Source organism: Allobosea sp. CRIB-10, assembly GCF_900112185.1.
In the GTDB taxonomy this organism is placed as follows: Bacteria; Pseudomonadota; Alphaproteobacteria; order Rhizobiales; family Beijerinckiaceae; genus Allobosea.
Map to the genome: position 1 here is coordinate 1 of NZ_FOKP01000037.1, position 23,565 is coordinate 23,565.

At 63.1% G+C, this 23,565-nt stretch carries 26 protein-coding genes and 2 pseudogenes; 16 read left to right on the forward strand and 12 right to left on the reverse strand.

Annotated elements, in window-relative coordinates; translation table 11 throughout:
- Positions 1-95: 95 nt before the first annotated feature.
- From BMZ69_RS28600 to BMZ69_RS28665, 14 genes and pseudogenes are all read left to right on the forward strand, one after another.
- Positions 96-611: pseudogene (locus tag BMZ69_RS28600) on the forward strand (DUF3363 domain-containing protein); the annotation flags it as partial.
- A gap of 22 nt (positions 612-633) precedes the next feature.
- Positions 634-2,616: a conjugal transfer protein TraG gene (locus BMZ69_RS28605; RefSeq protein ID WP_092163360.1), complete on the forward strand. Its 1,983-nt coding sequence runs from the start codon at positions 634-636 to the stop codon at positions 2,614-2,616.
- Between the two features lie 4 nt (positions 2,617-2,620).
- Positions 2,621-3,049 carry a ribbon-helix-helix protein, CopG family gene (locus tag BMZ69_RS28610; protein ID WP_092163362.1) on the forward strand — a complete coding sequence of 143 codons (429 nt, stop codon included), beginning with the start codon at positions 2,621-2,623 and terminating at the stop codon, positions 3,047-3,049.
- A gap of 339 nt (positions 3,050-3,388) precedes the next feature.
- A complete protein-coding gene (gene trbB / locus BMZ69_RS28615; protein WP_092163392.1) occupies positions 3,389-4,369 on the forward strand; it encodes a P-type conjugative transfer ATPase TrbB in 981 nt (326 codons plus the stop codon).
- On the forward strand, positions 4,366-4,698 hold the full coding sequence (locus tag BMZ69_RS28620) for a TrbC/VirB2 family type IV secretion system protein (RefSeq protein ID WP_092163364.1): 333 nt from the start codon (positions 4,366-4,368) through the stop codon (positions 4,696-4,698). The genes trbB and BMZ69_RS28620 overlap by 4 nt, the downstream gene beginning before the upstream one ends.
- Positions 4,698-4,979: a VirB3 family type IV secretion system protein gene (locus tag BMZ69_RS28625; protein WP_092163365.1), complete on the forward strand. Its 282-nt coding sequence runs from the start codon at positions 4,698-4,700 to the stop codon at positions 4,977-4,979. Before BMZ69_RS28620 ends, BMZ69_RS28625 begins: the two co-directional genes overlap by 1 nt.
- Before the next feature lie 10 nt (positions 4,980-4,989).
- Positions 4,990-7,437, forward strand: a complete 2,448-nt coding sequence (gene trbE, locus BMZ69_RS28630) for a conjugal transfer protein TrbE (protein WP_092163367.1) — start codon at positions 4,990-4,992, stop codon at positions 7,435-7,437.
- A pseudogene (gene trbJ, locus BMZ69_RS28635) lies at positions 7,434-8,193 on the forward strand (P-type conjugative transfer protein TrbJ). Before trbE ends, trbJ begins: the two are co-directional and overlap by 4 nt.
- A 21-nt stretch (positions 8,194-8,214) precedes the next feature.
- Positions 8,215-8,493 carry a putative entry exclusion protein TrbK-alt gene (trbK-alt, locus tag BMZ69_RS28640; RefSeq protein ID WP_092163368.1) on the forward strand — a complete coding sequence of 93 codons (279 nt, stop codon included), beginning with the start codon at positions 8,215-8,217 and terminating at the stop codon, positions 8,491-8,493.
- Between the two features lie 3 nt (positions 8,494-8,496).
- Entirely contained in the window at positions 8,497-9,852 is a 1,356-nt protein-coding gene (gene trbL, locus BMZ69_RS28645) for a P-type conjugative transfer protein TrbL (RefSeq protein ID WP_092163370.1), read from the forward strand.
- On the forward strand, positions 9,849-10,538 hold the full coding sequence (trbF, locus tag BMZ69_RS28650; RefSeq protein WP_092163372.1) for a conjugal transfer protein TrbF: 690 nt from the start codon (positions 9,849-9,851) through the stop codon (positions 10,536-10,538). Before trbL ends, trbF begins: the two co-directional genes overlap by 4 nt.
- Positions 10,535-11,512: a P-type conjugative transfer protein TrbG gene (trbG, locus tag BMZ69_RS28655; protein ID WP_092163373.1), complete on the forward strand. Its 978-nt coding sequence runs from the start codon at positions 10,535-10,537 to the stop codon at positions 11,510-11,512. The genes trbF and trbG overlap by 4 nt, the downstream gene beginning before the upstream one ends.
- Positions 11,509-12,639: a TraB/TrbI/VirB10 family type IV secretion system protein gene (locus BMZ69_RS28660; RefSeq protein WP_092163374.1), complete on the forward strand. Its 1,131-nt coding sequence runs from the start codon at positions 11,509-11,511 to the stop codon at positions 12,637-12,639. The genes trbG and BMZ69_RS28660 overlap by 4 nt, the downstream gene beginning before the upstream one ends.
- Positions 12,639-12,863 (forward strand): DUF2274 domain-containing protein, encoded by a 225-nt coding sequence (locus BMZ69_RS28665; RefSeq protein WP_092163375.1) that lies wholly within the window; start codon positions 12,639-12,641, stop codon positions 12,861-12,863. The genes BMZ69_RS28660 and BMZ69_RS28665 overlap by 1 nt, the downstream gene beginning before the upstream one ends.
- A 50-nt stretch (positions 12,864-12,913) precedes the next feature.
- Here the strand turns inward: BMZ69_RS28665 and BMZ69_RS28670 are convergent, their stop codons facing one another.
- The 7 genes from BMZ69_RS28670 to ehuB all read right to left on the reverse strand — a co-directional run bounded on the left by BMZ69_RS28670 (position 12,914) and on the right by ehuB (position 18,190).
- Positions 12,914-13,627 (reverse strand): LysR family substrate-binding domain-containing protein, encoded by a 714-nt coding sequence (locus tag BMZ69_RS28670; protein ID WP_244543596.1) that lies wholly within the window; start codon positions 13,625-13,627, stop codon positions 12,914-12,916.
- Positions 13,628-13,642: 15 nt separating this feature from the next.
- On the reverse strand, positions 13,643-13,807 hold the full coding sequence (locus tag BMZ69_RS32245) for a helix-turn-helix domain-containing protein (RefSeq protein ID WP_244543597.1): 165 nt from the start codon (positions 13,805-13,807) through the stop codon (positions 13,643-13,645).
- Between the two features lie 290 nt (positions 13,808-14,097).
- Complete coding sequence (locus tag BMZ69_RS28675; RefSeq protein WP_092163376.1) at positions 14,098-15,111, reverse strand: succinylglutamate desuccinylase/aspartoacylase family protein; 1,014 nt, start codon at positions 15,109-15,111, stop codon at positions 14,098-14,100.
- Positions 15,112-15,121: 10 nt separating this feature from the next.
- Positions 15,122-15,871 (reverse strand): amino acid ABC transporter ATP-binding protein, encoded by a 750-nt coding sequence (locus BMZ69_RS28680; protein ID WP_092163377.1) that lies wholly within the window; start codon positions 15,869-15,871, stop codon positions 15,122-15,124.
- A gap of 103 nt (positions 15,872-15,974) precedes the next feature.
- On the reverse strand, positions 15,975-16,634 hold the full coding sequence (locus BMZ69_RS28685; RefSeq protein WP_092163378.1) for an amino acid ABC transporter permease: 660 nt from the start codon (positions 16,632-16,634) through the stop codon (positions 15,975-15,977).
- Positions 16,624-17,280, reverse strand: coding sequence for an amino acid ABC transporter permease (locus BMZ69_RS28690; RefSeq protein WP_092163379.1), 657 nt, complete (start codon positions 17,278-17,280; stop codon positions 16,624-16,626). The genes BMZ69_RS28685 and BMZ69_RS28690 overlap by 11 nt, the downstream gene beginning before the upstream one ends.
- 19 nt (positions 17,281-17,299) lie before the next feature.
- Complete coding sequence (gene ehuB, locus BMZ69_RS28695; protein WP_244543598.1) at positions 17,300-18,190, reverse strand: ectoine/hydroxyectoine ABC transporter substrate-binding protein EhuB; 891 nt, start codon at positions 18,188-18,190, stop codon at positions 17,300-17,302.
- Positions 18,191-18,291: 101 nt separating this feature from the next.
- On the opposite strand from ehuB, the gene BMZ69_RS28700 reads away from it, so the two are divergent.
- On the forward strand, positions 18,292-19,020 hold the full coding sequence (locus BMZ69_RS28700; RefSeq protein ID WP_092163380.1) for a GntR family transcriptional regulator: 729 nt from the start codon (positions 18,292-18,294) through the stop codon (positions 19,018-19,020).
- Between the two features lie 85 nt (positions 19,021-19,105).
- Positions 19,106-20,248 carry a threonine synthase gene (locus BMZ69_RS28705; RefSeq protein ID WP_210188112.1) on the forward strand — a complete coding sequence of 381 codons (1,143 nt, stop codon included), beginning with the start codon at positions 19,106-19,108 and terminating at the stop codon, positions 20,246-20,248.
- A gap of 189 nt (positions 20,249-20,437) precedes the next feature.
- Here BMZ69_RS28705 and BMZ69_RS32250 read toward each other — a convergent pair whose 3' ends face one another.
- From BMZ69_RS32250 to BMZ69_RS28725, 5 genes are all read right to left on the reverse strand, one after another.
- Entirely contained in the window at positions 20,438-20,974 is a 537-nt protein-coding gene (locus BMZ69_RS32250; RefSeq protein ID WP_244543599.1) for a transposase, read from the reverse strand.
- A 154-nt stretch (positions 20,975-21,128) separates the two neighbouring features.
- A complete protein-coding gene (tnpB, locus tag BMZ69_RS28715; RefSeq protein WP_092163385.1) occupies positions 21,129-21,476 on the reverse strand; it encodes an IS66 family insertion sequence element accessory protein TnpB in 348 nt (115 codons plus the stop codon).
- On the reverse strand, positions 21,473-21,904 hold the full coding sequence (locus BMZ69_RS28720) for a transposase (protein ID WP_244543600.1): 432 nt from the start codon (positions 21,902-21,904) through the stop codon (positions 21,473-21,475). The genes tnpB and BMZ69_RS28720 overlap by 4 nt, the downstream gene beginning before the upstream one ends.
- Positions 21,905-22,379: 475 nt before the next feature.
- Positions 22,380-22,577, reverse strand: coding sequence for a hypothetical protein (locus BMZ69_RS31370; protein WP_139219273.1), 198 nt, complete (start codon positions 22,575-22,577; stop codon positions 22,380-22,382).
- A gap of 254 nt (positions 22,578-22,831) precedes the next feature.
- Complete coding sequence (locus tag BMZ69_RS28725; RefSeq protein ID WP_092163386.1) at positions 22,832-23,503, reverse strand: hypothetical protein; 672 nt, start codon at positions 23,501-23,503, stop codon at positions 22,832-22,834.
- Positions 23,504-23,565 lie beyond the last annotated feature (62 nt).

A 23,565-nucleotide genomic window follows, 5' to 3' on the forward strand; every position in this document is an offset into this window, starting at 1 on the left:
TGCGACCATTGCTCGTCATTCAACCAAAACAAGCGGCTCATGGAACTTACCTCTCCCATGACCTGCTTGAATCACAAACTGGCCGTTGAGTTTAGACCCTAGCGCTCGCCACGCGCTCCGATCTCGACCTTCAGGCACAAGTCACGGCGCCCGGCGCGACCTGGCTCGACCATCGCCTTGTCGAGCGCGAGGCGATGCCGTTGTCGCAGGCCGGGTTCGGGCGCGAGGTGCGCGACGCCATGCAGGCGCGCGCCTCACACCTCGCCGATCAGGGACTGGCGCAGCGCGACGGCCAGCGCATCGTCATGCAGCGCGACCTCCTCGCGACACTGCGCCGGCGCGAACTCGATGCCGTAAGCGACAAGCTCGCGGCCGAGACCGGCCTGCCGCATGTGAAGGCGCAGGCCGGCGAATACGTCGCAGGCACCGTGCGCCGGCGCCTCACCCTCTCCTCCGGCCGCTTCGCGATGATCGACGACGGGCTCGGCTTCCAGCTCGTGCCTTGGTCGCGCGACCTCGAACGCAAGCTCGGCCAGCACGTCGCCGGCGTCGCCAAGGACGGCGGCGGCATCGAATGGGCGATCGGCCGCAAGCGCGATCTCGGCATCTGACAACCACGGAAAGGATCTCGCTATGTCCGCGACCAAAATCCTCTGGGGGCAGATTCTCGTCGTAACCCTCATCGTGCTCGCCACCACCTGGGGCGCCACGCAATATGTCGCCTGGCAACTCGGGTTTCAGGGGCAGCTCGGAACGCCCTGGTTCAAGCTCGCCGGCGTGCCCGTCTACTATCCGCCCGCCCTCTTCTGGTGGTGGTACTTTTTCGACGCCTATGCGCCCGGCATTTTCATGCGGGGCGGGTTCATCGCCGCGTCGGGAGGCTTCATCGCGATCGTCGTCGCGATCACCATGTCGGTCTGGCGCGCGCGCGAAGCCAAGAACGTCCAGACCTACGGTTCGGCGCGATGGGCCGAGAAGAAGGAGGTGGCGGCGGCAGGCCTGCTCGGCGCCGATGGCGTCGTGCTCGGGCGGCTGGAGCAGGACTATCTGCGTCATGACGGGCCGGAGCATGTCCTGTGCTTTGCGCCGACGCGCTCGGGCAAGGGCGTCGGCCTCGTCGTACCCTCGCTCCTGACCTGGCCGGGCTCGGCCATCGTCCACGACATCAAGGGCGAGAACTGGCAGCTCACCGCCGGCTTCCGTTCCCGGCATGGCCGCGTGCTGCTGTTCGATCCGACCAATCCGAACTCGGCCGCCTACAATCCCCTGCTCGAGGTCCGACGCGGCGACTGGGAGGTTCGCGACGTGCAGAACGTCGCTGATGTCCTCGTCGATCCCGAAGGTTCGCTTGACAAGCGCAACCATTGGGAAAAGACCAGCCACTCTCTCCTCGTCGGCACGATCCTGCACGTCCTCTATGCCGAGGAGAACAAGACGCTCGCCGGCGTCGCCGCCTTTCTTTCCGATCCGAAGCGCTCGATCGAGGCGACGTTGTCGGCGATGATGGCGACGAAGCATCTCGGTGAAGCCGGCCCTCACCCAGTCGTCGCCTCGACCGCGCGCGAGCTCTTCAACAAATCCGACAATGAGCGCTCGGGCGTGCTTTCGACCGCCATGTCTTTCCTCGGCCTCTATCGCGACCCTGTCGTCGCGGAGGTGACGAGCCGCTGTGACTGGCGCATCGCCGACCTCACCACGGAGGCAAAGCCGGCCACGCTCTACATGGTCGTGCCGCCCTCGGATATTTCGCGCACCAAGCCGCTGATCCGTCTCGTCCTCAACCAGATCGGCCGGCGCCTGACCGAGGATCTGCACGCCAAGGAGCGCAAGCACCGCATCCTGATGATGCTCGACGAGTTTCCGGCGCTCGGCCGCCTCGACTTCTTCGAATCGGCGCTCGCCTTCATGGCCGGATACGGCATCAAGAGCTTCCTGATCGCCCAGTCGCTCAACCAGATCGAGAAGGCCTACGGCGCCAACAATTCGATCCTCGACAACTGCCATGTCCGCGTCAGCTTCGCGACCAATGACGAGCGGACCGCCAAGCGCGTCTCGGATGCGCTGGGCACCGCGACCGAGATGAAGGCCATGAAGAACTATGCCGGCCATCGGCTCTCTCCCTGGCTCGGCCACCTGATGGTGTCGCGCTCGGAAACCGCCCGGCCGCTGCTAACCCCCGGCGAGGTGATGCAGCTTCCGCCGAGCGACGAGATCGTCATGGCCGCCGGCACGCCGCCCGTGCGGGCAAAGAAGGTTCGCTATTACGAGGATGTCCGATTCCGCGAGCGCGTGCTGCCGCCGCCCGATCCGCAGAAATCGGGGCGCACCCGCTACACGGATGGCTGGTCGACGGTCCAGCCGCAGAAGCCCGATCCCGCCCTGATAGCCGCCCACGAACCCGACAAGGCCAATGCCGGTCTGCGCCGCGAACCCGAGCTTCCCGACCATGTCTCGATCGTCAAGGAGACGACCGATCCGCGCCCGGCCGAGGAATTCACGCGCATTCTCGACGACGAGCCCGAGGATGTCGCGCGCCAGCGTCAGGCGCTGCGCCGTCAGATGACCGGCATTGCCCGCCAGGTCTCGCTCGACCCTGGCGACGGCATGGAGCTCTGACGACATGCGCGACCGTCTCAATCTCACTTTGCCCGTCGAACTGATCGGGCGCATCAACGAGCTTGCCGATCGCAAGAAGCTGCCACGATCCGCGATCGTCGAGGCGGCGGTCAGCTCGTTCCTCTCGCCCGACCATACCGATGCGCGCGAAGCCGCTTTCACACGCCGGCTCGACAGGCTGTCTAGGCAGGTCCAGCGGATGGAGCGCGATCTCAGCATCACCGCCGAAACACTCGCGCTCTATGTGCGCTTCTGGCTGTCGACCACGCCGCCCGTACCGCCGGACGCCCAGGCCGCGGCGCAGGCCAAAGGCCGCGAGCGGTTCGAAGGCTTCGTGGAAATGCTCGGCAAGCGCCTGCAGAAGGGGCAGAGCTTTCTGCGCGAGATTCCCGACGACGTTCCCGGCGTCTCTCCGAATGAAGAGTCCGGGTGATCACTTCACCGCGCTGGCACATTCCGTGCATGACAATCACGCCCGTTTGGGCGTTTCCTCCCATCCTCGCCCGCGCCGTCTTCACGGTTGCGGGCTTCTTTTTGGGCAATGCCGCAGCTCCCGAGTTGCCTGTTCAACATCCGCGCCATGATTCGCTAGCATGAGCGACAGATGTCGGAACTCAGAATGCCGAATGACGGCAGCACCGCCGTGCTCCTGTATTTGCACGCCACGCTACGATGACCCTCGAATCTTGTTGAACGGGTCTGATTCCGGACCCTTTTAGTCACCCCCATCCGGGGAGCTGAGTCTTGCGTCCCCTTGTCGATCGGGGACGAGATGACCGCTCACCGCCATAAACCGGAAGCGCTTCAGCGCGGCGCGCGGATGCTGCGCACGGCGCTTGGCCCCGCAATCGCGCGGTTTCTGGAAGACCCCGCCGTCGTCGAGGTGATGCTGAACCCGGATGGTCGCATCTGGGTCGATCGGTTGTCCGAGGGGTTGGCCGATACAGGAGAGACGCTGTCGGCCGCCGCCGGGGAGCGCATCGTGCGCCTGGTCGCCCATCATGTCGGCGCCGAGGTGCATCCGCGGTCACCGCGCGTCTCAGCCGAACTCCCCGAAACCGGCGAACGCTTCGAGGGGTTGCTGCCGCCTGTCGTCGCAGCACCTGCGCTCGCGATCCGCAAGCCCGCCGTCGCCGTGTTCACGCTCGACGACTATGTCGCTGCCGGCATCATGAACGCGGAGCAGGCCGAAACCCTACGGGCCGCCGTCGCGTCGCGCGCCAACATCCTGGTCGCCGGTGGCACCTCGACCGGCAAGACGACACTGACCAACGCCTTGCTGGCCGAGGTGGCGCTGGGCGCCGATCGCGTCGTCATCATCGAGGACACACGCGAACTGCAATGCGCGGCGCCGAACCTGGTCGCCATGCGCACCAAGGATGGCGTCGCGACGCTCTCCGATCTGGTGCGCTCCAGCTTACGCCTGCGGCCCGACCGCATTCCCATCGGTGAGGTCCGCGGCGCCGAAGCGCTCGACCTCCTCAAAGCCTGGGGCACCGGCCATCCGGGTGGCATCGGCACGATCCATGCCGGCTCCGCCATCGGCGCGCTGCGCCGGCTCGAACAGCTCATTCAAGAAGCCGTCCTCACTGTCCCGCGCGCCCTGATCGCCGAGACCATCGATCTTGTCGCCGTGCTCTCCGGTCGCGGTTCGCAGCGCCGGCTCGTCGAGTTCGCCCGCGTCGAAGAGCTCGGCCCCGACGGCGATTACCGCATCAGCTCAGCCATCCCGAATATTGGAGACCCTTCATGATCCGCACTCTCTCGCGCGGCTGTCGCCGCATGTCTGCAGCCGCCACCGGCATTGCCATCAGCATCATGTGCGCTCCTGCCGCGCGGGCTTCCGGCTCGTCGATGCCTTGGGAGCAGCCGCTCCAGAAGATCCTGCAGTCCGTCGAGGGGCCCGTCGCCAAGATCATCGCGGTGATCATCATCATCACCACGGGGCTGACGCTCGCCTTCGGCGATACCTCTGGCGGCTTCCGTCGGCTGATCCAGATCGTTTTTGGACTCTCGATCGCCTTCGCGGCATCGAGCTTTTTCCTGTCGTTCTTCTCCTTTGGCGGCGGGGCGCTGATCTGATGGCGACCGCCTTCGAGCCGCTCGACGCCGTGCCGGGATTCACCGTGCCGGTCCACCGGGCGCTGACCGAGCCGATCCTGCTCGGCGGCGCGCCGCGCGCCATCGCGATCCTGAACGGCACGCTCGCCGGCGCCGTCGGCCTGGGCCTGCGCCTCTGGCTCGCCGGCCTGTTCATCTGGGCCATCGGGCATTTCGCGGCGGTGTGGGCGGCGAAGCGCGACCCGCTCTTCGTCGAGGTCGGCCGCCGGCATCTGCGCATTCCCGGCCATCTGTCGGTCTGAGGGCGCAGTCATGATGAACCTCGCCGAATATCGTCGTTCCGCCGGGCGCCTTGCCGACTACCTGCCCTGGGCCGCGCTGGTCGCGCCCGGCGTCGTGCTCAACAAGGACGGTTCGTTACAGCGCACGGCGCGCTTTCGCGGACCGGATCTGGATTCGGTCGTCGCGGCCGAGCTGGTCGCGATCTCCTCGCGCATCAACAACGCCTTCCGCCGCCTCGGCTCCGGCTGGAGCATTTTTGTCGAGGCGCAGCGGCATGAGGCCGCGATCTATCCCGACAGCCTCTTTCCGGATCCGGCCTCCGGTCTCGTCGATGCCGAGCGCAAGGCCGATTTCGAGGAGGAAGGCATCCACTTCGACTCGCGCTATTTCCTGACTTTCCTCTATCTGCCCCCGGCCGAGGATGCCGCGCGTGCGGAGACCTGGCTCTACGAAGGCCGCGAACGCTCCGGCGTCGATCCGCATGAGATCCTGCGCGCCTTCGTCGACCGCACCGATCGCGTGCTCGCACTGCTCGACGGCTTCATGCCGGAATGCCAATGGCTCGATGACGGCGAGACGCTCACCTATCTGCATGCCTGCGTCTCGACCAAACGCCATCGCGTTCGTGTTCCCGAGACGCCGATCTATCTTGATGCGCTGCTCGCCGACCAGCCGTTGATCGGCGGGCTCGCTCCGCGGCTGGGCGATCAGCACCTGCGCGTGCTGACCATCATTGGCTTTCCGACCGCGACCACGCCGGGCCTGCTCGACGACCTCAACCGGCTGGCCTTCCCGTATCGCTGGTCGACCCGCGCCATCCAGCTCGACAAGACCGACGCGACGAAGCTGCTGACCAAAATCCGGCGGCAATGGTTCGCCAAGCGCAAGTCGATCGCCGCGATCCTCAAGGAGGTGATGACCAACGAGCAATCGGTGCTGGTCGACGCCGATGCCGCGAATAAGGCGGCCGATGCAGACCAGGCCTTGCAGGAGCTCGGGCAAGACGTCGTCAGTATGGCCTATGTCACCGCGACGATCACGGTTTGGGACGCTGATCCGCGCCTGGCCGACGAAAAACTGCGGCTCGCCGAGAAGGTGATCCAGGGCCGCGACTTCACCGCCATGGTCGAGACGGTCAACGCGGTCGACGCCTGGCTCGGCTCTCTGCCTGGGCACGCCTACGCCAATGTCCGCCAGCCGCCGATCAGCACCTTGAACCTCGCTCATATGATTCCGCTCTCGGCCGTCTGGGCGGGGCCGGAGCGTGACGAGCATTTCGACGCGCCGCCGCTGCTGTTCGGCAAGACCGAAGGGGCGACTCCGTTCCGGCTCTCGCTGCATGTCGGCGATGTCGGCCATACGCTGGTCGTCGGTCCGACCGGCGCCGGGAAATCCGTGCTGCTCGCGTTGATGGCGCTGCAGTTCCGCCGCTACCCCAAGGCGCAAGTCTTCGCATTCGACTTCGGCGGCTCGATCCGCGCCGCTGCGCTCGCCATGGGCGGCGACTGGCACGATCTTGGTGGTGGGCTGACCGACGGTTCCGACGCTTCCGTCTCGCTGCAGCCGCTAGCCCGCATTCCCGACAGCTATGAGCGCGCCTGGGCCGCCGACTGGATCGTCTCGATCCTGGCGCGCGAGGCTATCGCGATCACGCCGGAGGCCAAGGAGCACATCTGGACCGCGCTGACCTCGCTCGCCTCCGCTCCGATCGAGGAACGGACGATCACCGGCCTCTGCGTCCTGCTGCAATCGAACGATCTCAAGCAGGCGCTGCGGCCCTATTGTGTCGGCGGTCCCTATGGCCGGCTGCTCGATGCCGAGGCCGAGCATCTGGGTTCGGCTGATGTGCAGGCCTTCGAGATCGAGGGGCTTGTCGGCACCGGCGCGGCGCCGGCCGTCCTCTCCTATCTCTTCCACCGCATCGGCGACCGGCTCGATGGTCGGCCGACCCTGCTCATCATCGACGAGGGCTGGCTCGCCCTCGATGATGACGGTTTTGCCGGGCAGCTCCGAGAATGGCTGAAGACGCTGCGCAAGAAGAACGCCAGCGTTATCTTCGCCACGCAGAGCCTGTCGGATATCGACAATTCAGCGATCGCACCGGCGATCATCGAGAGCTGCCCGACCCGGCTGCTGCTGCCGAACGAGCGCGCGATCGAGCCGCAGATCACCGCGATCTATCGCCGCTTCGGCCTCAATGATCGCCAGATCGAGATTTTGGCCCGAGCGACGCCGAAGCGCGACTACTACTGCCAGTCGCGGCGCGGCAACCGGCTGTTCGAGCTGGGCCTCAGCGAAGTCGGCCTCGCGCTCTGCGCCGCATCCGCCAAGACCGACCAGACCTTGATCGCGAGCCTCGTCGCCGAGCATGGCCATGACGGCTTTCTCGCCGCCTGGTTCAACGCCCGCGGCGCCAGCTGGGCCGCCGATCTCGTCCCAACGCTCATTCCCGAAGCCCAACAGGAGGTCCAACCATGACTCTTCGCCGTTTCCGCTCACGCACCGCGCTGATCGCCGCCGCCATGATGTCCATCCCGATCATGGTGTCGCCCATGATCGCGACGCCGGCGCAGGCGCTTATCGTCTTCGATCCGTCGAACTATGCCCAGAACGTGCTCACCGCCGCGCGCTCGCTACAGCAGATCAACAATCACCGCGCTGCAGAACCAGGCGCAGATGCTGATCAATCAGGCGAAGAACCTCGCCAGCCTGCCGTTCTCCGGACTCCAGCAGATCCAGCAGTCGGTGCAGAAGACTCAAGCGCTGCTGAACCAGGCGCGGAACATCGCCTTCAACGTCCAGCAGATCGACCAGATGTTCAGCCAAAAATACGGGGCCATCTCGCTCTCGGCGACCGACCAGCAGCTCGTTAGCGATGCGCGCTCGCGCTGGCAGAACACGGTCGGTGGCCTGCAGGACGCGCTGCGCATCCAGGCCGGCGTCGTCGGCAATATCGACAGCAATCGCACGCAGATGTCGACGCTGGTTACCCAGAGCCAGGGTGCGACCGGTGTCTTGCAGGCGACGCAGGCCGGCAACCAGCTCCTCGCTCTCCAGTCGCAGCAGCTCTCCGACCTCGTCGCGCTGATCTCGGCCAATGGCCGCGCCGGCGCGCTGACCGAGGCCGAACGCACGGCCGCCGCTGAACAGGGGCGCGAGCAGCGCCGCCGCTTCCTCGCGCCGGGCTCGGGCTATCAGCCCGGCAGCACGCGGATGTTCAACAACGGCAACTGACGCCAGAGCGGGACCATCGTCATGGACAGCAAGATGCTGGCGCGCGTCGGCGCCATCCTGTTCGTCGCGGTCGCCATCACGGCGACGGTGATCGAGCTGACCCGCGAGGACGACGCGCCAGCATCCGAGCGGGTGCGGGCTCTCCGCCCTGAAACCGATCCGCTGCGCGAAGGGCAGCGCCGGTGCCAGCAGCTCGGGCAGGCCGCGGCGAACGACGCCGAATGCCTGCGCGTCTGGGCCGAAACCCGTGACCGCTTCCTCGGCAAGACGCCAGCGCCGGCTTCGAGCGAAGGGCGCTGACGAATGGGCACCGGCGTCATCGACCAGTTCCTCGGCACCTTCACCCGCTATATCGATTCAGGCTTCGGCCTGCTGTCGGGCGAGGTTGCCTTCATCGCGACCACGCTGATCGTCATCGACGTGACGCTTGCCGCGCTGTTCTGGAGCTGGGGCGCTGATGACGACATCATCGCGCGGCTCATCAAGAAGACGCTGTTCGTCGGCGTCTTCGCCTGGCTAATCTCGAACTGGAACAACCTCGCCAAGATCGTCTTCGAGAGCTTTTCGGGGTTGGGCCTGAAGGCCAGCGGCACCGGCTTCTCGGCTCAGGATCTGCTGCGCCCCGGCAAGGTCGCGCAGACCGGGCTCGACGCCGGCCGGCCACTGCTGGAATCGATCTCCAGCCTGATGGGCTGGATCTCGTTCTTCGAGAACTTCATCCAGATCGCCTGCCTGCTCTTCGCCTGGGCGCTCATCATGCTCGCCTTCTTCATCCTGGCGGTGCAGCTCTTCGTCACACTGATCGAGTTCAAGCTTTCGACGCTCGCCGGCTTCGTCCTCATCCCCTTCGGCCTGTTCGGCAAGACCGCCTTCATGGCCGAGCGCGTGCTCGGCCACGTCATCTCCTCCGGAATCAAGGTCCTGGTGCTCGCCGTCATCATCGGCATCGGCTCGACCCTGTTCTCACAGTTCACACAAGGCGGCGCCGGCCAGAACCCGACCATCGACCAAGCCATGGCGATCGTGCTCGCCGCACTCTCCCTGCTCGGCCTCGGAATCTTCGGCCCCGGCATCGCCAACGGCCTCGTCTCGGGCAGTCCGCAGCTTGGCGCCGGTGCGGCGGTTGGCACAGGGCTGGCCGTTGGCGGCGCGGCAGTGGCCGCGGCCGGCGTGGCGGGCCTGGCCGCCAAGGGAGGAGGAGCAGGCATCTCCGGTGGCGCTGCGACCGTGCGGGGCGGAGCGGCGGCGGCCGGCGCGGCTTCGTCCGCCTATACGCTCGGATCGATGGGGCAGTCCGGCGCCGCAGGCGTCGCCTCGGGCCTCGGTGGCGTCGCCCAGGCCGCAGGTGCGGCTGTCGTTTCGCCCTTGCGCCGCGCCGCGGCCCGCGCGGCTGAGAGCGTCAAATCCAGCTTCGACGACGGCGTGGAGGGCGGCTTCGGCGCGACCGGCGGCTCTTCGAGCATGGGCACGGTCGGCGGCGATGCTGCCTCCGCGGCAGCGCCGGCGTCCCCCACGGCCGGTCCGCCGGCCTGGGCCAGGCGCATGAAGCGTGGCCAGCAGATCTCTCACGGCGTCAGCGCCGCCGCGCATGCCGTCCGCTCCGGCGACAGCCACGGCTCCGGCTCTTCCGTCAATCTTTCCGAAGGTAATCGCTCATGAACCTCTTTCGACGACCCGCCACGCATTACGGCCGGACGCCCGAGCCAGAGACACCCTACCAGAAGGCCGCTCAGATCTGGGACGAGCGCATTGGATCCGCCCGCGTCCAGGCCAGGAACTGGCGCATCATGGCCTTCGGATCGCTGATCTTGTCGGCCGGATTTGCAGCAGCTCTGGTCTGGCAATCGGCGCGCGGCACCGTCGTGCCCTGGGTGGTGCAGGTCGATCGGCTCGGCGAAGCACAAACCGTCACCGCAGCGACCGCTGACTATCGCCCGACCGATCCGCAGATCGCCTGGCATCTCGCCCGCTTCGTCGAGCAGGTCAGGAGCATCCCGGCCGATCCGATCATCGTCCGCCAGAACTGGCTGCGCGCCTATGAATGGACCACCGATCGCGGCGCGGGCGCGCTCAACGACTATGCCCGCGCCAATGACCCTTTCGCCAAGGTCGGCAAGCAACAAGTGGCCGTCGAGGTGTCCTCCGTCATCCGTGCCTCGCCGGATTCCTTCCGTGTCGCCTGGACCGAGCGCCGCTACGAGGACGGCAAGCTCTCGGCGACCGAGCGCTGGACCGCGATCCTGACCATTGTGCTGCAGCCGCCGCGCGACACCGAACGCCTCAAAGCTAATCCGCTCGGCATCTACGTCAACGCCATCAACTGGTCGCGGGAGATGAGCCAATGAGCCTGACGATCCGCGGAGGCGGGAATCCGTCTTTCCGTAAATCCGCGTTTCCGGTTTTGCTGGTCTCCGCCACGATGCTGGCCGGTTGCGCCACCGACAAGCCGCCGGAGATCAGCTACGACGCCGACGTACCGCCTCTACCTGCGGTGCCCGCCGCTGTCACCGACAATCGGCCGAGGCCGCTGCATGTCCCGCCGGCCTGGACGCCGGCGCGGGGCGGAACCGCTGCCAACACGCCGACCCCGCGCGTTGAGAACGCCAATCTGGCGGCGCGCGTCCAGCCGCGCCGCGAGGGCTACTACAACGCGATCCAGATCTATCCCTGGAGCGAGGGCGCGCTCTATCAAGTCTATGCCGCGCCCGGCCAGATCAGCAATATCGCGTTGGAGCCCGGCGAAAGCCTGACCGGCGCCGGCCCGATCGCAGCCGGCGACACCGCGCGCTGGATCATCGGCGATACCGAGAGCGGATCGGGCGTCACCCGACGCGTCCATGTGATGGTGAAGCCGTCACGCGCCGACATCACCACCAATCTGGTCATCACGACCGACCGGCGCACCTACATGCTCGAGCTGCGCTCTGGTCAGAATCCTTACATGCCCGCTGTCGCCTGGGCCTATCCGCTATCCGCCGGCCAGCGGCAGGCCCTGCCGGCAACGCCGATCATTCCGGCGGTTGCCGCGCGAAATTATCGCTATGGCCTGACCGGCGACAATCCGCCGTGGAAGCCGGTCGCCGCCTATGACGACGGCCGGCGTGTCTATGTCGAGTTCCCGCGCGGCATCGTGCAGGGCGAGATGCCGCCGATCTTCGTGATCGGCCCGGAGGGCGAGGCGCAGATCGCCAATAGCCGCGTCCATCAGCACATCCTGATCGTCGATCGCCTGTTCAACGCCGCCGAGCTGCGTCTCGGCAGCGGCGACAAGCAGCAGACCGTCCGGATCACCCGCACGGATGGGAGGCCGTCGTCATGAGCGAGACCGAAACCACCGAACCCATGCGCCTGCGCGCCGAGCCGCCGCGCGTCACCCGCCTGTCGCGCAAGGTGCTCGCTGGCCTTAGCGTCGTCGCCTCGCTCGGTGTTGGCGGCGCGGTGATCTATGCGTTGCAGACCCGCCATGCCGGCAAGGAGGGCGAGGAGCTTTACTCGACCGCCAACCGGCAGCCCGCTGACGGTCTCGCCGGCTTGCCGCGCGACTATACCGGCCCGGTTCTTGGGGCCCCACTGCCTGGCGACCTCGGCAAACCGATCCTCGACGCCGGTGTCGCGCCGCCAGCCGTCGTAATGCCTGCCGTCGACGAAGCGGAGCAACGCCGGAAGGCCGAGGAAGAGGCCGCACGCACCAGCACCGTGTTCTTCCAGTCGCGGGCGGGCTCGCCGGCCGCGCCCGGAGGACCAGGCGGCACGCCGAACCTCGCCGGTTTGGACTTCACCGGCCAGCCCGGTCAGCCGAGCGCGCAAGACAAGCAGCTCGCCTTCCTCAACGCGCCCGTCGATCGCCGCATGACCTCATCGGATCGCATCATGGCACCGGCCTCGCCTTTCGTGCTCCAGGCTGGCGCGGTCATTCCGGCCGCGCTCATCACCGGCATTCGCTCCGATCTGCCCGGCCAGATCACGGCGCAGGTGACCGAGCACATCTATGACAGCCCGACCGGCCGCATCCTGCTCGTGCCGCAAGGCACGCGCATCATTGGGCAGTACGACAACAACGTGCAGTTCGGACAACGCCGCGTGCTCCTCGTCTGGAACCGGCTCATCCTTCCCAACGGACGCTCCATCGTGCTGGAGCGTCAACCCGGCGCCGATACGCAGGGCTATGCCGGTCTCGAGGACGGCGTCGATTACCATTGGTGGGATCTCGCCAAGGCCGCTGGCCTCTCGACCCTGCTGTCGATCGGCGCCGAGCTCGCCGTCAACGACGAGAACCGGCTGCTGCGCGCCATCCGCAGCGGCGGACAGGATACCATTAACGACGCCGGCCAGCAGATCGTCCGGCGTCAGCTCAACGTCGCGCCGACGCTGACAATCCGGCCGGGATTCCCGGTCAGGGTCATCGTGACGCGTGACCTCGTGTTCGAACCCTATCGAGGCAGATGATGACGAAGCTGAAACTCGGCCTCCTCGCAGACGACAAGCCAGTCAAGATATCCGTGGAGCTTCCCGCCAGCCTGCATCGCGACCTTGTCGCCTATGCCGAGGTGTTGGCCCGCGAAACGAACCAGCCTGCAGCCGAGCCCGTGAAGCTGATCGTGCCGATGTTGGAGCGCTTCATTGCAACCGATCGCGGGTTCGCGAGCGCGAGACGTCGGTCCGGACGGTGATCTGGATCGCTAGACGAGGCAGCTGCACGCCATGAACAACTGCTGGCAAGTCACCGCGACATCGTCCGCGCAAGGCTGAGCAGCCGCCGCAGGGCAGGATTGTCGTTTCGCGGTGACCAAACCGCTCTAAACGTTAGTCTCTCGTTCGCGATTGGACGATACGTGACACCCGGCATCCTCATGGCTGCGGTCGCCTCAGTGGTTAGGGTCAGGCCACGACCGACCGCAACTGCAGCTAACAGATTGTCCCTGCCGACATATTGCGGTTGGACCTGAGGGTGATAACCGAGCGCGGCGAAACGCTGAACCAGATAGGCATGGACTTCTGAACCGGGCGCCGCGTCGCTAACGATGAATGCCTCATTGGCGAGATCAGACCATTCCAGGGCCTCTTTTTCGATCATACGATGCGTGTTGGGCAGGACTACAAAAACGCGCTCCGACCAGAGATAAGTGGTTTCGCAGTCGGGCCAGGTTCGGCTGCTGGAGAGGAATGCCACGTCAAGGCGAAGCTGGCGGATCGCGGCGACATGCTCGGCTGGAGCTCCGTCGATGAAGTCGATGCGCACCTTTGCGTGTTTCTGATCGTAGGCGCGAAACAAATCGGCCAGGAAGCCGGAGGCGAAGGACGAGAAGATGCCGACCTTGACCTTACCGCGCTCGACCCGCCCGATAGCTCCGAAGTCCCTGGCGCCCTCATCGATCTGCTGAAGGGCCTTGCGCGCACGGCGCAGGAAACGTTGTCCTGATAGCGTCAGCGACACCCCGCCGTTATGGCGCTAAAACAGGGAGGCGCCGAGATGATCTTCAAGATCGCGGATTCGACGACTGACAGCCGATTCTTTGACGTCAACTGCTGTGGCAGCCTTGCGGAAACTCCCGTGATCGGCCGCAGCAACGAAATAGCGAAGGTGGCGAAGTTCGATTGAAGAAGATGGTGCCATCCGGTCACCTCATTCGTGGCAGGAAGCTCCACAAAGCTTGCGCGCTGATGCCGTCACGTGGAGAGACCGCGGCGCCAACCGCTAACGCCGTCTTAGGGAATGATCCGCGGTTAGATCGGCGTGCTCGCTCCCCATGTGCTCTTGCTGGAGGCATGAACTGCCAACCGTCGTCGGACAATGTGAGCGAAGCGGGCCAGGCCGTACGACGAGCACATCACCGGATGGATTGTCGAACGACGCCTCGGGCGCGCTACCATCGGAATCGCACCAATGGAGGGTCGGGTCGACAATCAGTCCGCATCGAGGTCGACGAGCAGTTTGTAGAGACAATCGCCGGGCGCGGTTAGAGCCAGAGCGCGCCGGCAGGCGACCATGCCCCCTTCCGAAAAGACGATTGGTTCCGGCGCGTCCCACGGCCGATCGACAACATGAATGACGCCGGCAACTTGGCCGGGTTGAACGACATCGCCTAAGTCTGCAGCCGGTTCGAACATCCCTTTGCGCATCGCGTAAACGAAGGCGCCCCTGCCACGTACGCGCATGAGGCGGGTCGATGGGCCAGTATCGGTGTTCGCCTCTGGCAACATGCCGTACAATTTCAGGACGCGCCGAAGGCCCTGTTCGGCAAGAGCCGTTCCCGTTCGCGACAGGGTAGCGCAGCCCCCCAGCTCGGCGGTGAGCGCCGGAACGCCAAGTTCCTGCGCAACGGCCGACAGGGTAGTCGCGCCGCCTCCGCCCGAGCCGTCGCTGATTGAGGTGACTGGCGCCCCAAACGCTGTCGCAAGTTCAATGAGCTTGTTCTTTTCTTCTGCAGACCCGCCGCTCCTGATCAGTGCGCATGGCACGTAGTTCGTCGAGCGTCCTCCTGCATGCAGGTCGATTACGAAATCCGCCATGGGGAGGAGCACGGTGCCGACATAGTGCGCGATCATTGTGGTCGGCGCACCAATCGGATTCCCTGGAAAAGATCTGTTGAGGTTTCCGTCGTCGAGAGGAGAGACCCGTCGACCGGCCTCTACTGCGGGCAAGTTCAGCGACGGGAGGATGATGATACGCCCTCTTACATCTGCCGCCTCGATTTCACGCGACAGCCTGGCAAGCGCCACCTGCCCTTCATACTCATCGCCATGGCTGCCGGCGATCAGCAGTGCCGTAGGGCCGTCACCGTTCCTGATGCAGATCACGGGGATGGGCACCACTCCGTAGCCGGAAAGGTCGGTCGAAAAAGGCAAACGCAACCAGTCACATTGCTTGCCGTCCGCCTCGAAATCGAGCGGCGTCCAGACTTGTGTGTATCCCGCCATAGCCGCTCTTTCAGTGCTTCATGATTGTTTGCAGGAAGAGGCGCGAGCGGGGGTGGCCTGCCCCGTCGAAGAAGTCTTGCGCCGGGACACATTCGAGAATGCGACCGCTATCCATAAAGATCACTTGGTCGGCGACCTCGCGCGCGAATCCCATCTCGTGGGTAACGCACAGCATCGTCATTCCGTCGCGCGCCAGCGCTGTCATGACGTCGAGCACCTCCTTGATCATTTCGGGGTCAAGCGCAGATGTCGGCTCGTCGAAGAGCATGATGCGAGGGTTGAGGCAGAGCGCGCGTGCGATCGCTACGCGCTGCTGCTGTCCGCCCGAGAGCTGCCCTGGATAGGATTTCGCCTTCTCGGGTATTCTCACTTTTTCCAGATACGCCATGGCGATATCTTCGGCCTCGCCGCGGGATTTGCCGGCGACGCGGCGCAGCGCGAGCGTACAATTGGAAAGCACTGTCAGATGCGGGAAGAGGTTAAAGCTCTGGAAGACCATACCGGTCTGACGCCGTGCGGCGGCGCTGGCCCCCGCAGCTTGGCCGAGAACGATCCCGGCGAGACGGAGCGTGCCCGCTTGGTAGGTTTCCAGCCCATTTATGCAACGGATCAGTGTCGACTTGCCCGATCCTGACGGGCCGCAGACAACGATCCGTGCCCCGCTAGAGACCGACAGGTCGATGCCATCCAAGACATGGAGCGCACCAAACCATTTGTTGAGACCCACGATTTCTACGATTGCTTCAGATTGTGGAAGCATGTTTTTTGAACCTCATTCAGATCTATCGCGCGCGTTCGAAATCTTATGCCGCCGAAATGACCCAGCTTGGTGCGGGAACTTTTAATTATCCAACCGCCGGAGCCTATCTTTTGCCCCTCGCCAGCAAGCGCTGCTCCAACATCTTGACGAGTTGCGCGATGGACACAGAAAGCAAGAGGAAGATTAGACCAGCTGCAAGCATCGGCTCGGCATATCGGAAGGTGTCAGACGCGACATCGAGGGCGCTGCCAAACATTTCCGGAACCGCGATGACTGCCAGATAAGGCGTGGCCTTGAGAAGTGAGATGAAGTAATTGCCCATCGGCGCTGCGATGTTGCGTAGCATCTGCGGCGCTACTATCAGGAAAATCGTTGTGATCCGCCCGATGCCTAAAGCCTTGGCTGCATCGAACTGGCCTGGGTCAATGGCATCGATTCCTGCCTTAAAGATCTCCGCGAGATAGCCGGAATAATAGACGCTCAACGCGATGATGCCGACCGCAAGCGCAGGCAAGGTGACGCCGTAGTAGGGAAACACGAAGTAAAGCGTGTAAATCTGCACCAGAAGGGGCGTCGAACGAATCGAGTCGATCATGACCTGCATGACCCAGCCAAGGGGCATGGAGGTTCGTCGCAAGATTTCCCAGAGAAAGCCAAGGACGGCCGCGCCGAGCGAGCTGACAATGCTTACCCATATCGTCGTCGAAAGCGCCGACAAGATCGTCTGGAGCGTCGCGAGCGCGAAGTTGAGGTCAAAGCTCACGCTGTCTCCCCCCGAAGCTGGAGCGCCGCTCCAGGCGACGGCCAAAGATCGTCACCGGATAACAAAGGGCCAGATAGGCCAGTAGCAGGCCTGAATAGATTCCGACTGGATTGTACTCGATCTGAGCGAGTTCTTTGGCGCGATAGGTCATATCGGTCAGGGCGATCAGTGAAACCAACGCCGTCCCCTTGATCAGTTGGATGAGCTGATTGATGAAGGTCGGGATCATCGAGCGGATCGCCTGCGGCAACTCGATGCAGCCAAGGACCGTCCAGCGTTTGAGTCCAAGCGCCAATCCTGCCTCGACCTGGCCGCGTGGCAGAGCTTGTAGAGCGGCACGCACCGCTTGGCTGCCGTAGCCGCCGATATTGAGGCCGAGGACCATGGCTGCAACGGTCGTGCTGGAGAGCCGTATGCCAAATGCCGGCAAGCTATAGTAAAAGACGAACAGCAGGACGATGACCGGGGAGCTTCTCCAGAACTCAATCACCGCAGTCACGAGTGTGCGGGGCAGGCCTAAAAGAACGTACTGCAGGACGCCCGCCACAAGGGCGAAGGGGATGGCGTAGATCAGACCAAGGATCGTAACGGTGGCTGTTACCCCAAACCCCTGGAAGATGTTCTGGATGATCTCGATCTGGCTCACGGCTGTAACCTGAAGCCACTTACATTTTGTCTGCGCAAAGCTCTGCCGCTTTCACGGAGTCAGACGCGATTTCGTCTGCCGTGAAGCCGTAGCGCTTTGCTATTGCTACTAAACCGCCATCGGCCCTGAGCTCGGCAAGGCGTTTGTCGTATGCGGCCTTCAATTCGGCGTCGCCCTTGCGGAAGGCGATGCCGCTATAGTTGGCCGCGGGCTTGCCATCCGGCTTGATATAGCCCTGAAACGGCATCGCACGTTCCAGACCGGTGACTCGTGGATCTTGCAACAATGAAACTACGGAACCACTGGAGAACGCCACGGCTTGGACGCGGCCTGCCATGATGGCGGAAACCGACGACTCAGTGTTCTGAAATTGCTGGATCTGCGAGGCTGGAATACCGGCCGCCTTGGCGTTGGCTAGATTGGCGCTGCCACGCGATCCCCCAATCGATAATTTGGGATTTTTCACGATGTCGGCATAGCTGTGAATGCCGTGCGGGTTTCCCGCCTGTACAATGACCGCGTCGCCGATCGCCAGTTCCGGCTCGCCAAAGGCCACTTGTTCGCACCGAGCTGGCGTAATGGAAAAGCCGGAAGCCACCGCGTCGGCTCGATCAGCAAGCAGCCCTGGAATGAGGGCGCCGAGGTCGGCGATGACGAACTCGACCTCTTTCACCCCTAGCGGCGCGAAAGCGGCCCGAATGAGATCTGGATGAAAGCCAGTTGCCTGACCATCGACGCCGCGAAAGCCCCATGGAGCCCTGTTGTGGATGCCGATAGTGATCTTGCCGGACGAGATAATCCGCTCCAGCGTCGTTTTCGCTTGGGCGTTGAGTGTCGTTGCACCCATCGCCACAATCGTAACCCCGCCCATGAACAATGATCGAAAAGTGCCAAGCGAAATCTTGAGCATTTGCGCCTCCGCGTTTGACAGGAAATGATCGTTAAACTAGGTATACCAGGTATGTCAACAATCGATGAATGCGGCGATTCTGGAAGCCATCGGGGAGAAGCATGAGCTCACTTCATGAAGGCGTGCGCGAAGAGATCCGGAAGCGGATCGCCGATGGAACCTATCTTGAGGGAGGCGCCATTCCCTCGGCCGCGCAACTTAGCGATGAATTCGGCGTTAGCGCCATCACCGTAAAGCGAGCTCTGAGGGATCTGCAGACGTCGGGTCTACTCACTGCAGTCGCCGGGAAGGGTACGTTCGTCAAACAGCAGCGTCGCTTCTTGCGCGAGCTGGATGTGGGCATGTCGTCGACGGAGGACGCGCGGCGGCATGGTCAGAAGCTGACGATGCAGCTCATTTCCATCACGCGAGAAATGATAACTGATCCGAGCTTACGCGCTTTCGACAAATCCGGAGGCATCAAGTTCTGCATTCGGAAGCTTGCCTGCGCAGGCGACCTGCCGATCATGTATTATGTGATCTATGTCTCAACAACTATGCCGGACTCGCTTGTTGAAGAGTTCGGCCGCAGCCTGACGACGGATGCCCTGAAAAGTATCAACGTCGCTCCCACGGAGAGGCGGCTCGTAATCGATGCTGCCCCGGCCTCGACATACGCCCAGGAGGCGTTCTCGATTCCGGCCGGCTACCCGGTCTTGCGCCGCGCCTATCATCAGTCGACGACCAATGCCGATATTGAGATCGTCGGCATCATAGAGTCACCGTTTGACCGTCTGGCCTGCTCTATCACTTTACCGATCAAGAGGCGGGCAGCGGAGGAGCCCTCGTGATTCTGTGCTGTTTGGCGCCATCTGTGCGTAATGATGATCTGCCGCAATCGCTCCCCGCGCGGCATGAGCTGATGCGGATATCTCGATGACGCGCTCTTCCTTGCCAATTGCGAACAGCAATGCGGTCGGCATGCGCTGCATTCGGTGTGCTGAGAGCTTCCCGCTGACGGATTACCTTGAAGGTTGTCCCGCCTGTGCGGCCGCATCGATGCCTTCCAGTCTCCAAATCGATTATCGCAGTTTTCCCGCGGCAGTGAAAAGCCACAATTCCAGTAAGTGGCTTGTCTATCCGCAGACCCTTTTGGGCGAAGGCAACACGCCATTCTACGCGCTACCGCAACTGGCACGTAACGTCGGGGTTGCCGCGCTCAGCGTTAAATTTGAGGGCGCCAATCCGACCGGATCCCACAAGGACCGCATGAGCGCGGTTTTGGTACAACGTGCGCGGGCTGCTGACGCTAGGACGGTTGCCATCGCATCAAGCGGCAATGCGGGCGCATCGCTTGCCGCCTATGCCGCTCATGTGGGCTTGGAATGTGTCGTGGTAACGACCCCCAATATGAGTGCGAACTGGCGGCGCGCCATCAAAATGTATGGTGCCTCCATCGTCATGGCGCAGACACCTGACGAGCGCTGGCAGTTGGTCCGAGAGAAATCGCGCACCGGTGAGTGGTATCCCGCTAACAATTATCTCCTTCCGGCAGTCGGCAGTAATCCTTTCGGGGTCGATGGATATCGCGCTATTGCGATTGAATTAGCCAGTCAATGGCAAGAGCTGCCTGTCACCGACGTGCTTGTCCCAACATCGCGAGGCGATGTCCTATGGGGCGTCGCCCAAGGCTTTTGCGATTTGAGGAGTGCGGGCGCGCTGGAGACGATACCGCGTGTGCATGCGGTCGAGCCATTCCCGCGCATCGAGCAGGTCCAGTCCGGCGCCGACTATCGTACTTCCTTCCGCGGAATGTCGCGCATGACATCGCTTGGCGGCAATACGGTCGCCTATCAAGCAATCGACGCATTGCGCAAGACCAATGGATCGGCCGTCGCTGTGGCCGAGAGGTGCGTTTCCGAAGATCAAAAGAAGCTTGCAAAAGCGGGGCTATATCTGGAGCTTTCAAGCGCGGCCGGGTTAACCGGTCTGCGCGATCTGGTCCGGCGCGGTGTGATCGACGTAGACGCTCACGCAGTCATTCTCGCCACTTCGCACGGATATAAAGAAGATCCTTAAAGATCCGAAAGTTCATTCGCATGTCTCATGCCAAGCCTGACGCTGATGATAAATCGGCTTGCTTCCGGTATCGACAGAGTGCGTCAAACAACGCTTCATAGAATTTAAGACGATCAACTTCAGCCTCGATGCGTGAGCAAGATGCGAACGCATTGTCAATTTGCGTTAGAGTTTGCGGCCCGCAAGGGGTCATCGCCGATTTTGTAGATGAAAGGAATACGTACGACGAACGCGAGGATGAGCTGTTTTTCGATCTTCGCGTGTGCGAGCTGGGACATGCGATTTTCTGTCAAAACAACGTCGATCGAAGTCAACATCGCTTCCGAATGTTGCTGCTCTAGCCTCGCTGTCAATCTGGGCGGCTCTAGCGCATAGCCATTGCGAGCCATGTTTGAATCCAACGCCCCTGATCCCCATTTTTTGCCAAGCTTCGGATAGTGCAGAGCGCGCACGAAAAGAGAAGAGAAGTGGAACGTGCGTGCAAAGATTTTGCACACAGTCCACCCGCGGCAGATGGGCCGGCAGGTCACCGCGGTTGCGCCGGTGAGACGCGCCGGCGCCGTCCGGGCGGCCCTTGATGATCCGCTGCGCCTTCTCATGGGCGGCGTCGAGCACGCCCTGGGCGATTTCGACGTCCTCCAGCGGTAGATGGTATTGCTCGCCGGAGAGCTTCTCGGACCTGGCCCCGAACTTCTCGCGCTGGAGGTCGCTGACGATGCTCTCCAACCGCCGCCGCGCTTCCTCGGACTGAGCCAGGGGCCTCTTGCGTCTGTGCCAGCTCGGCCTTCAGACGCTCGACCTCACCATGGAGAACGGCGACGTTCATCCACTATTTCGAGCATGGATCCGCCCTCAGTGCCATGCCCGGCGCAGACCTGAGTCAGTGTGCCGCACTCACCCGGCAAGCTGCGGACGCCGGGCCCGCTCGGGGCGAACCAAACAAGGCCGCGAACATCGCAGGCGACATTCTCATCACGCCGTTGCGAACCTGCGGCCACACGAACTTCGAACCCTCCAGGCGCTTGTGTATCAGAACTAACCCGGTGCGATCCCAGACCAAAATCTTGATCCGGTCCGCCCTTTTGGCGCGGAAGACGAAGGCCGCGCCACTATAGGGATCAAGGCCGAGAACCTCCTGCGCCGTCGCCGCCAGCCCGTCGAGGCCGCGACGGAAATCGACAGGGCGCGTCGCCATGTAGATCTTCAGATCGGCGCCCGGCGCAATCATCGCGAGGCCCGCACCGCACGGATCAACTGCGCCAACTGCTCGACCTCGACCGCCGTGCGGATCACCATGCCGTCGATCACGATCTCAAACTTCGCCGGTGCCGATTTCGCCGGCTTCGTCGGCAGTCCGGGCGACGGCGCTTCTTCCACCAGCAGCGGCGCGAACAGCGGCTCCCGGCTCTCCGGAAGGGCCAGCTCTCCCAGACGAAGGCGCCGCCGCCAATCATAGACCTGCGAGCGTGTCGCGCCGTGCTTGCGCGCGACCACCGCCACCTGCGCCCCCGGCACCAAGCCCTCCGCCGCTATCCGGGCCCTTTCGCCCTCCGTGCGAACCCGCCGCCCCGTCGGACCTTCAACAACCTCAAGCCGGCCTACGTAGCCAGGTGTCGCGACGTCCAAATGGACGTCCATTTCGACGTCTGCTTCCACCACGATCCTCCGTCTCGCCAATCGGAGGAGGCTGCCACATTCAGCTCATGTACCCAACGAGGGGAGCGGCAAGGCGCTTACACACAGAACCAAAAACAACCAATTGAATTATAACAGCAATCCCTCCAGTCCATCAAACTCGATCGAGCGTGATCGGTGCCGCCTCGGCGCTGGATGGACACCATGGCGCGATTGGGCTCGGACATGAAGGTCTCGATCCGCCCTGCCCTGACTTCGAAGCGACCCGCAGAAACCGCAGGAATTGGGAACGCAGGTCATTGTCGGGAGCAAGCCATATCGCTTCGTTGCGAGGCCAAAGCGCTTGCATCAGATCTCGCTAGGATGCCCCAGCTCGTTACATCGACAGCAAGGCGGCGGGGCGCAGATGGCCACTTTCGGCTGAACCGCCTAGGGCGAGATGGTCAGGCATATGGCACGACGCCGGCAATCCCGCCAGATTGAGAAGTGAGATCGGTCAGAAAGAGATAGGGAAGTTGAAGACGCTGACGATGGTTACCAGCGTCGCATCCTTTAACGGCCCGAAGAAAGTGTTGACGATGCGCGGGAGCACAGTCCGCAGCGCCTGCGGCAGAATGACTAGTCGCATCGTATCGTAAGCACCAGCCGCTCTTGGCTCCGTTCTGCCGCGAAACCCTGAAAACAAGGCGCTCAAGTCTTAGCCTGCCAGATACGCAGATCGCTCTAAGTGCTGCATCCTGTCAGTTCTTCGATCTCTCCTCTGCTCAAGCCAAAATACCACCCGAAAAAGAGACCCACATAGCAGTATTTAAATCACCGCGATGATGAAGAATATCAGAAATAGCGCGAAAATTGAATTGATCAAGATTTGAAGCAACTAGAAGTGTTCAGAACGGCTGGCCCTTTATGGCAAATTTGCTAACTCTGCAAAGGCCCTGAGTAAGTCGATTATTTCAGGCAATACTCCTGGATCGCCTTGCAGAGACCAGCGAACGCTTGCGCAGCGTTCTCGGCGACTTTCTGAATTTCGGCGGGCGACGTTCGCTTTGTTTCGCGATCGTATGCCGCCTGCGTGTCGGCGATATATTGGTCCAGTGTGTTGAGGTAAGCCCGAAGCTGAGCATCGGTCACGTTCCGCTTGAAAAGGTTCCAGCCGGTGACGAACGTCATTACGATTCCGCGTGCACATACGACGGCGCCAACGCCGGTCTCTGGAGCAAAGCAGCCGAGCAGCATCGACGTTTTTGCCACCTCAAAGCTCGCGACCTTCCCTATCGTGGTTGCGGCCTCGATCGATGCCTTCGAATCTAGACTTTTTCGTAAGTCATCGCGCTGTTGGATGAGCGTGCGTCGACGTGCGCTCAGCTCCGCGGCATAAGCCGATGGCGTCAAAGCTTTCGCTCTAATCACTTCCACATATTTTACGAAGATCTCGGTTCGCAACGCGTCCGCCGCGCCGCAGCTCATCGAGCTTAGCCCCGGACTGGACTTGGTCGGCAGCCAGCCGAAATAGTTCAGGGTCTTGCCGGAGTCCACATTGAATGACGCGAGGCACCCCCCGCTTTGCGCCTCCGCGTTGTTAGAGAATGAGGCAGCCGACAACATCAGCGCCAGTGGCATTGATCGGATCATTGTGGGTCCCTCTCATCGGCCTAAGGCAAGAAATCGCGCTCTACCGTGCC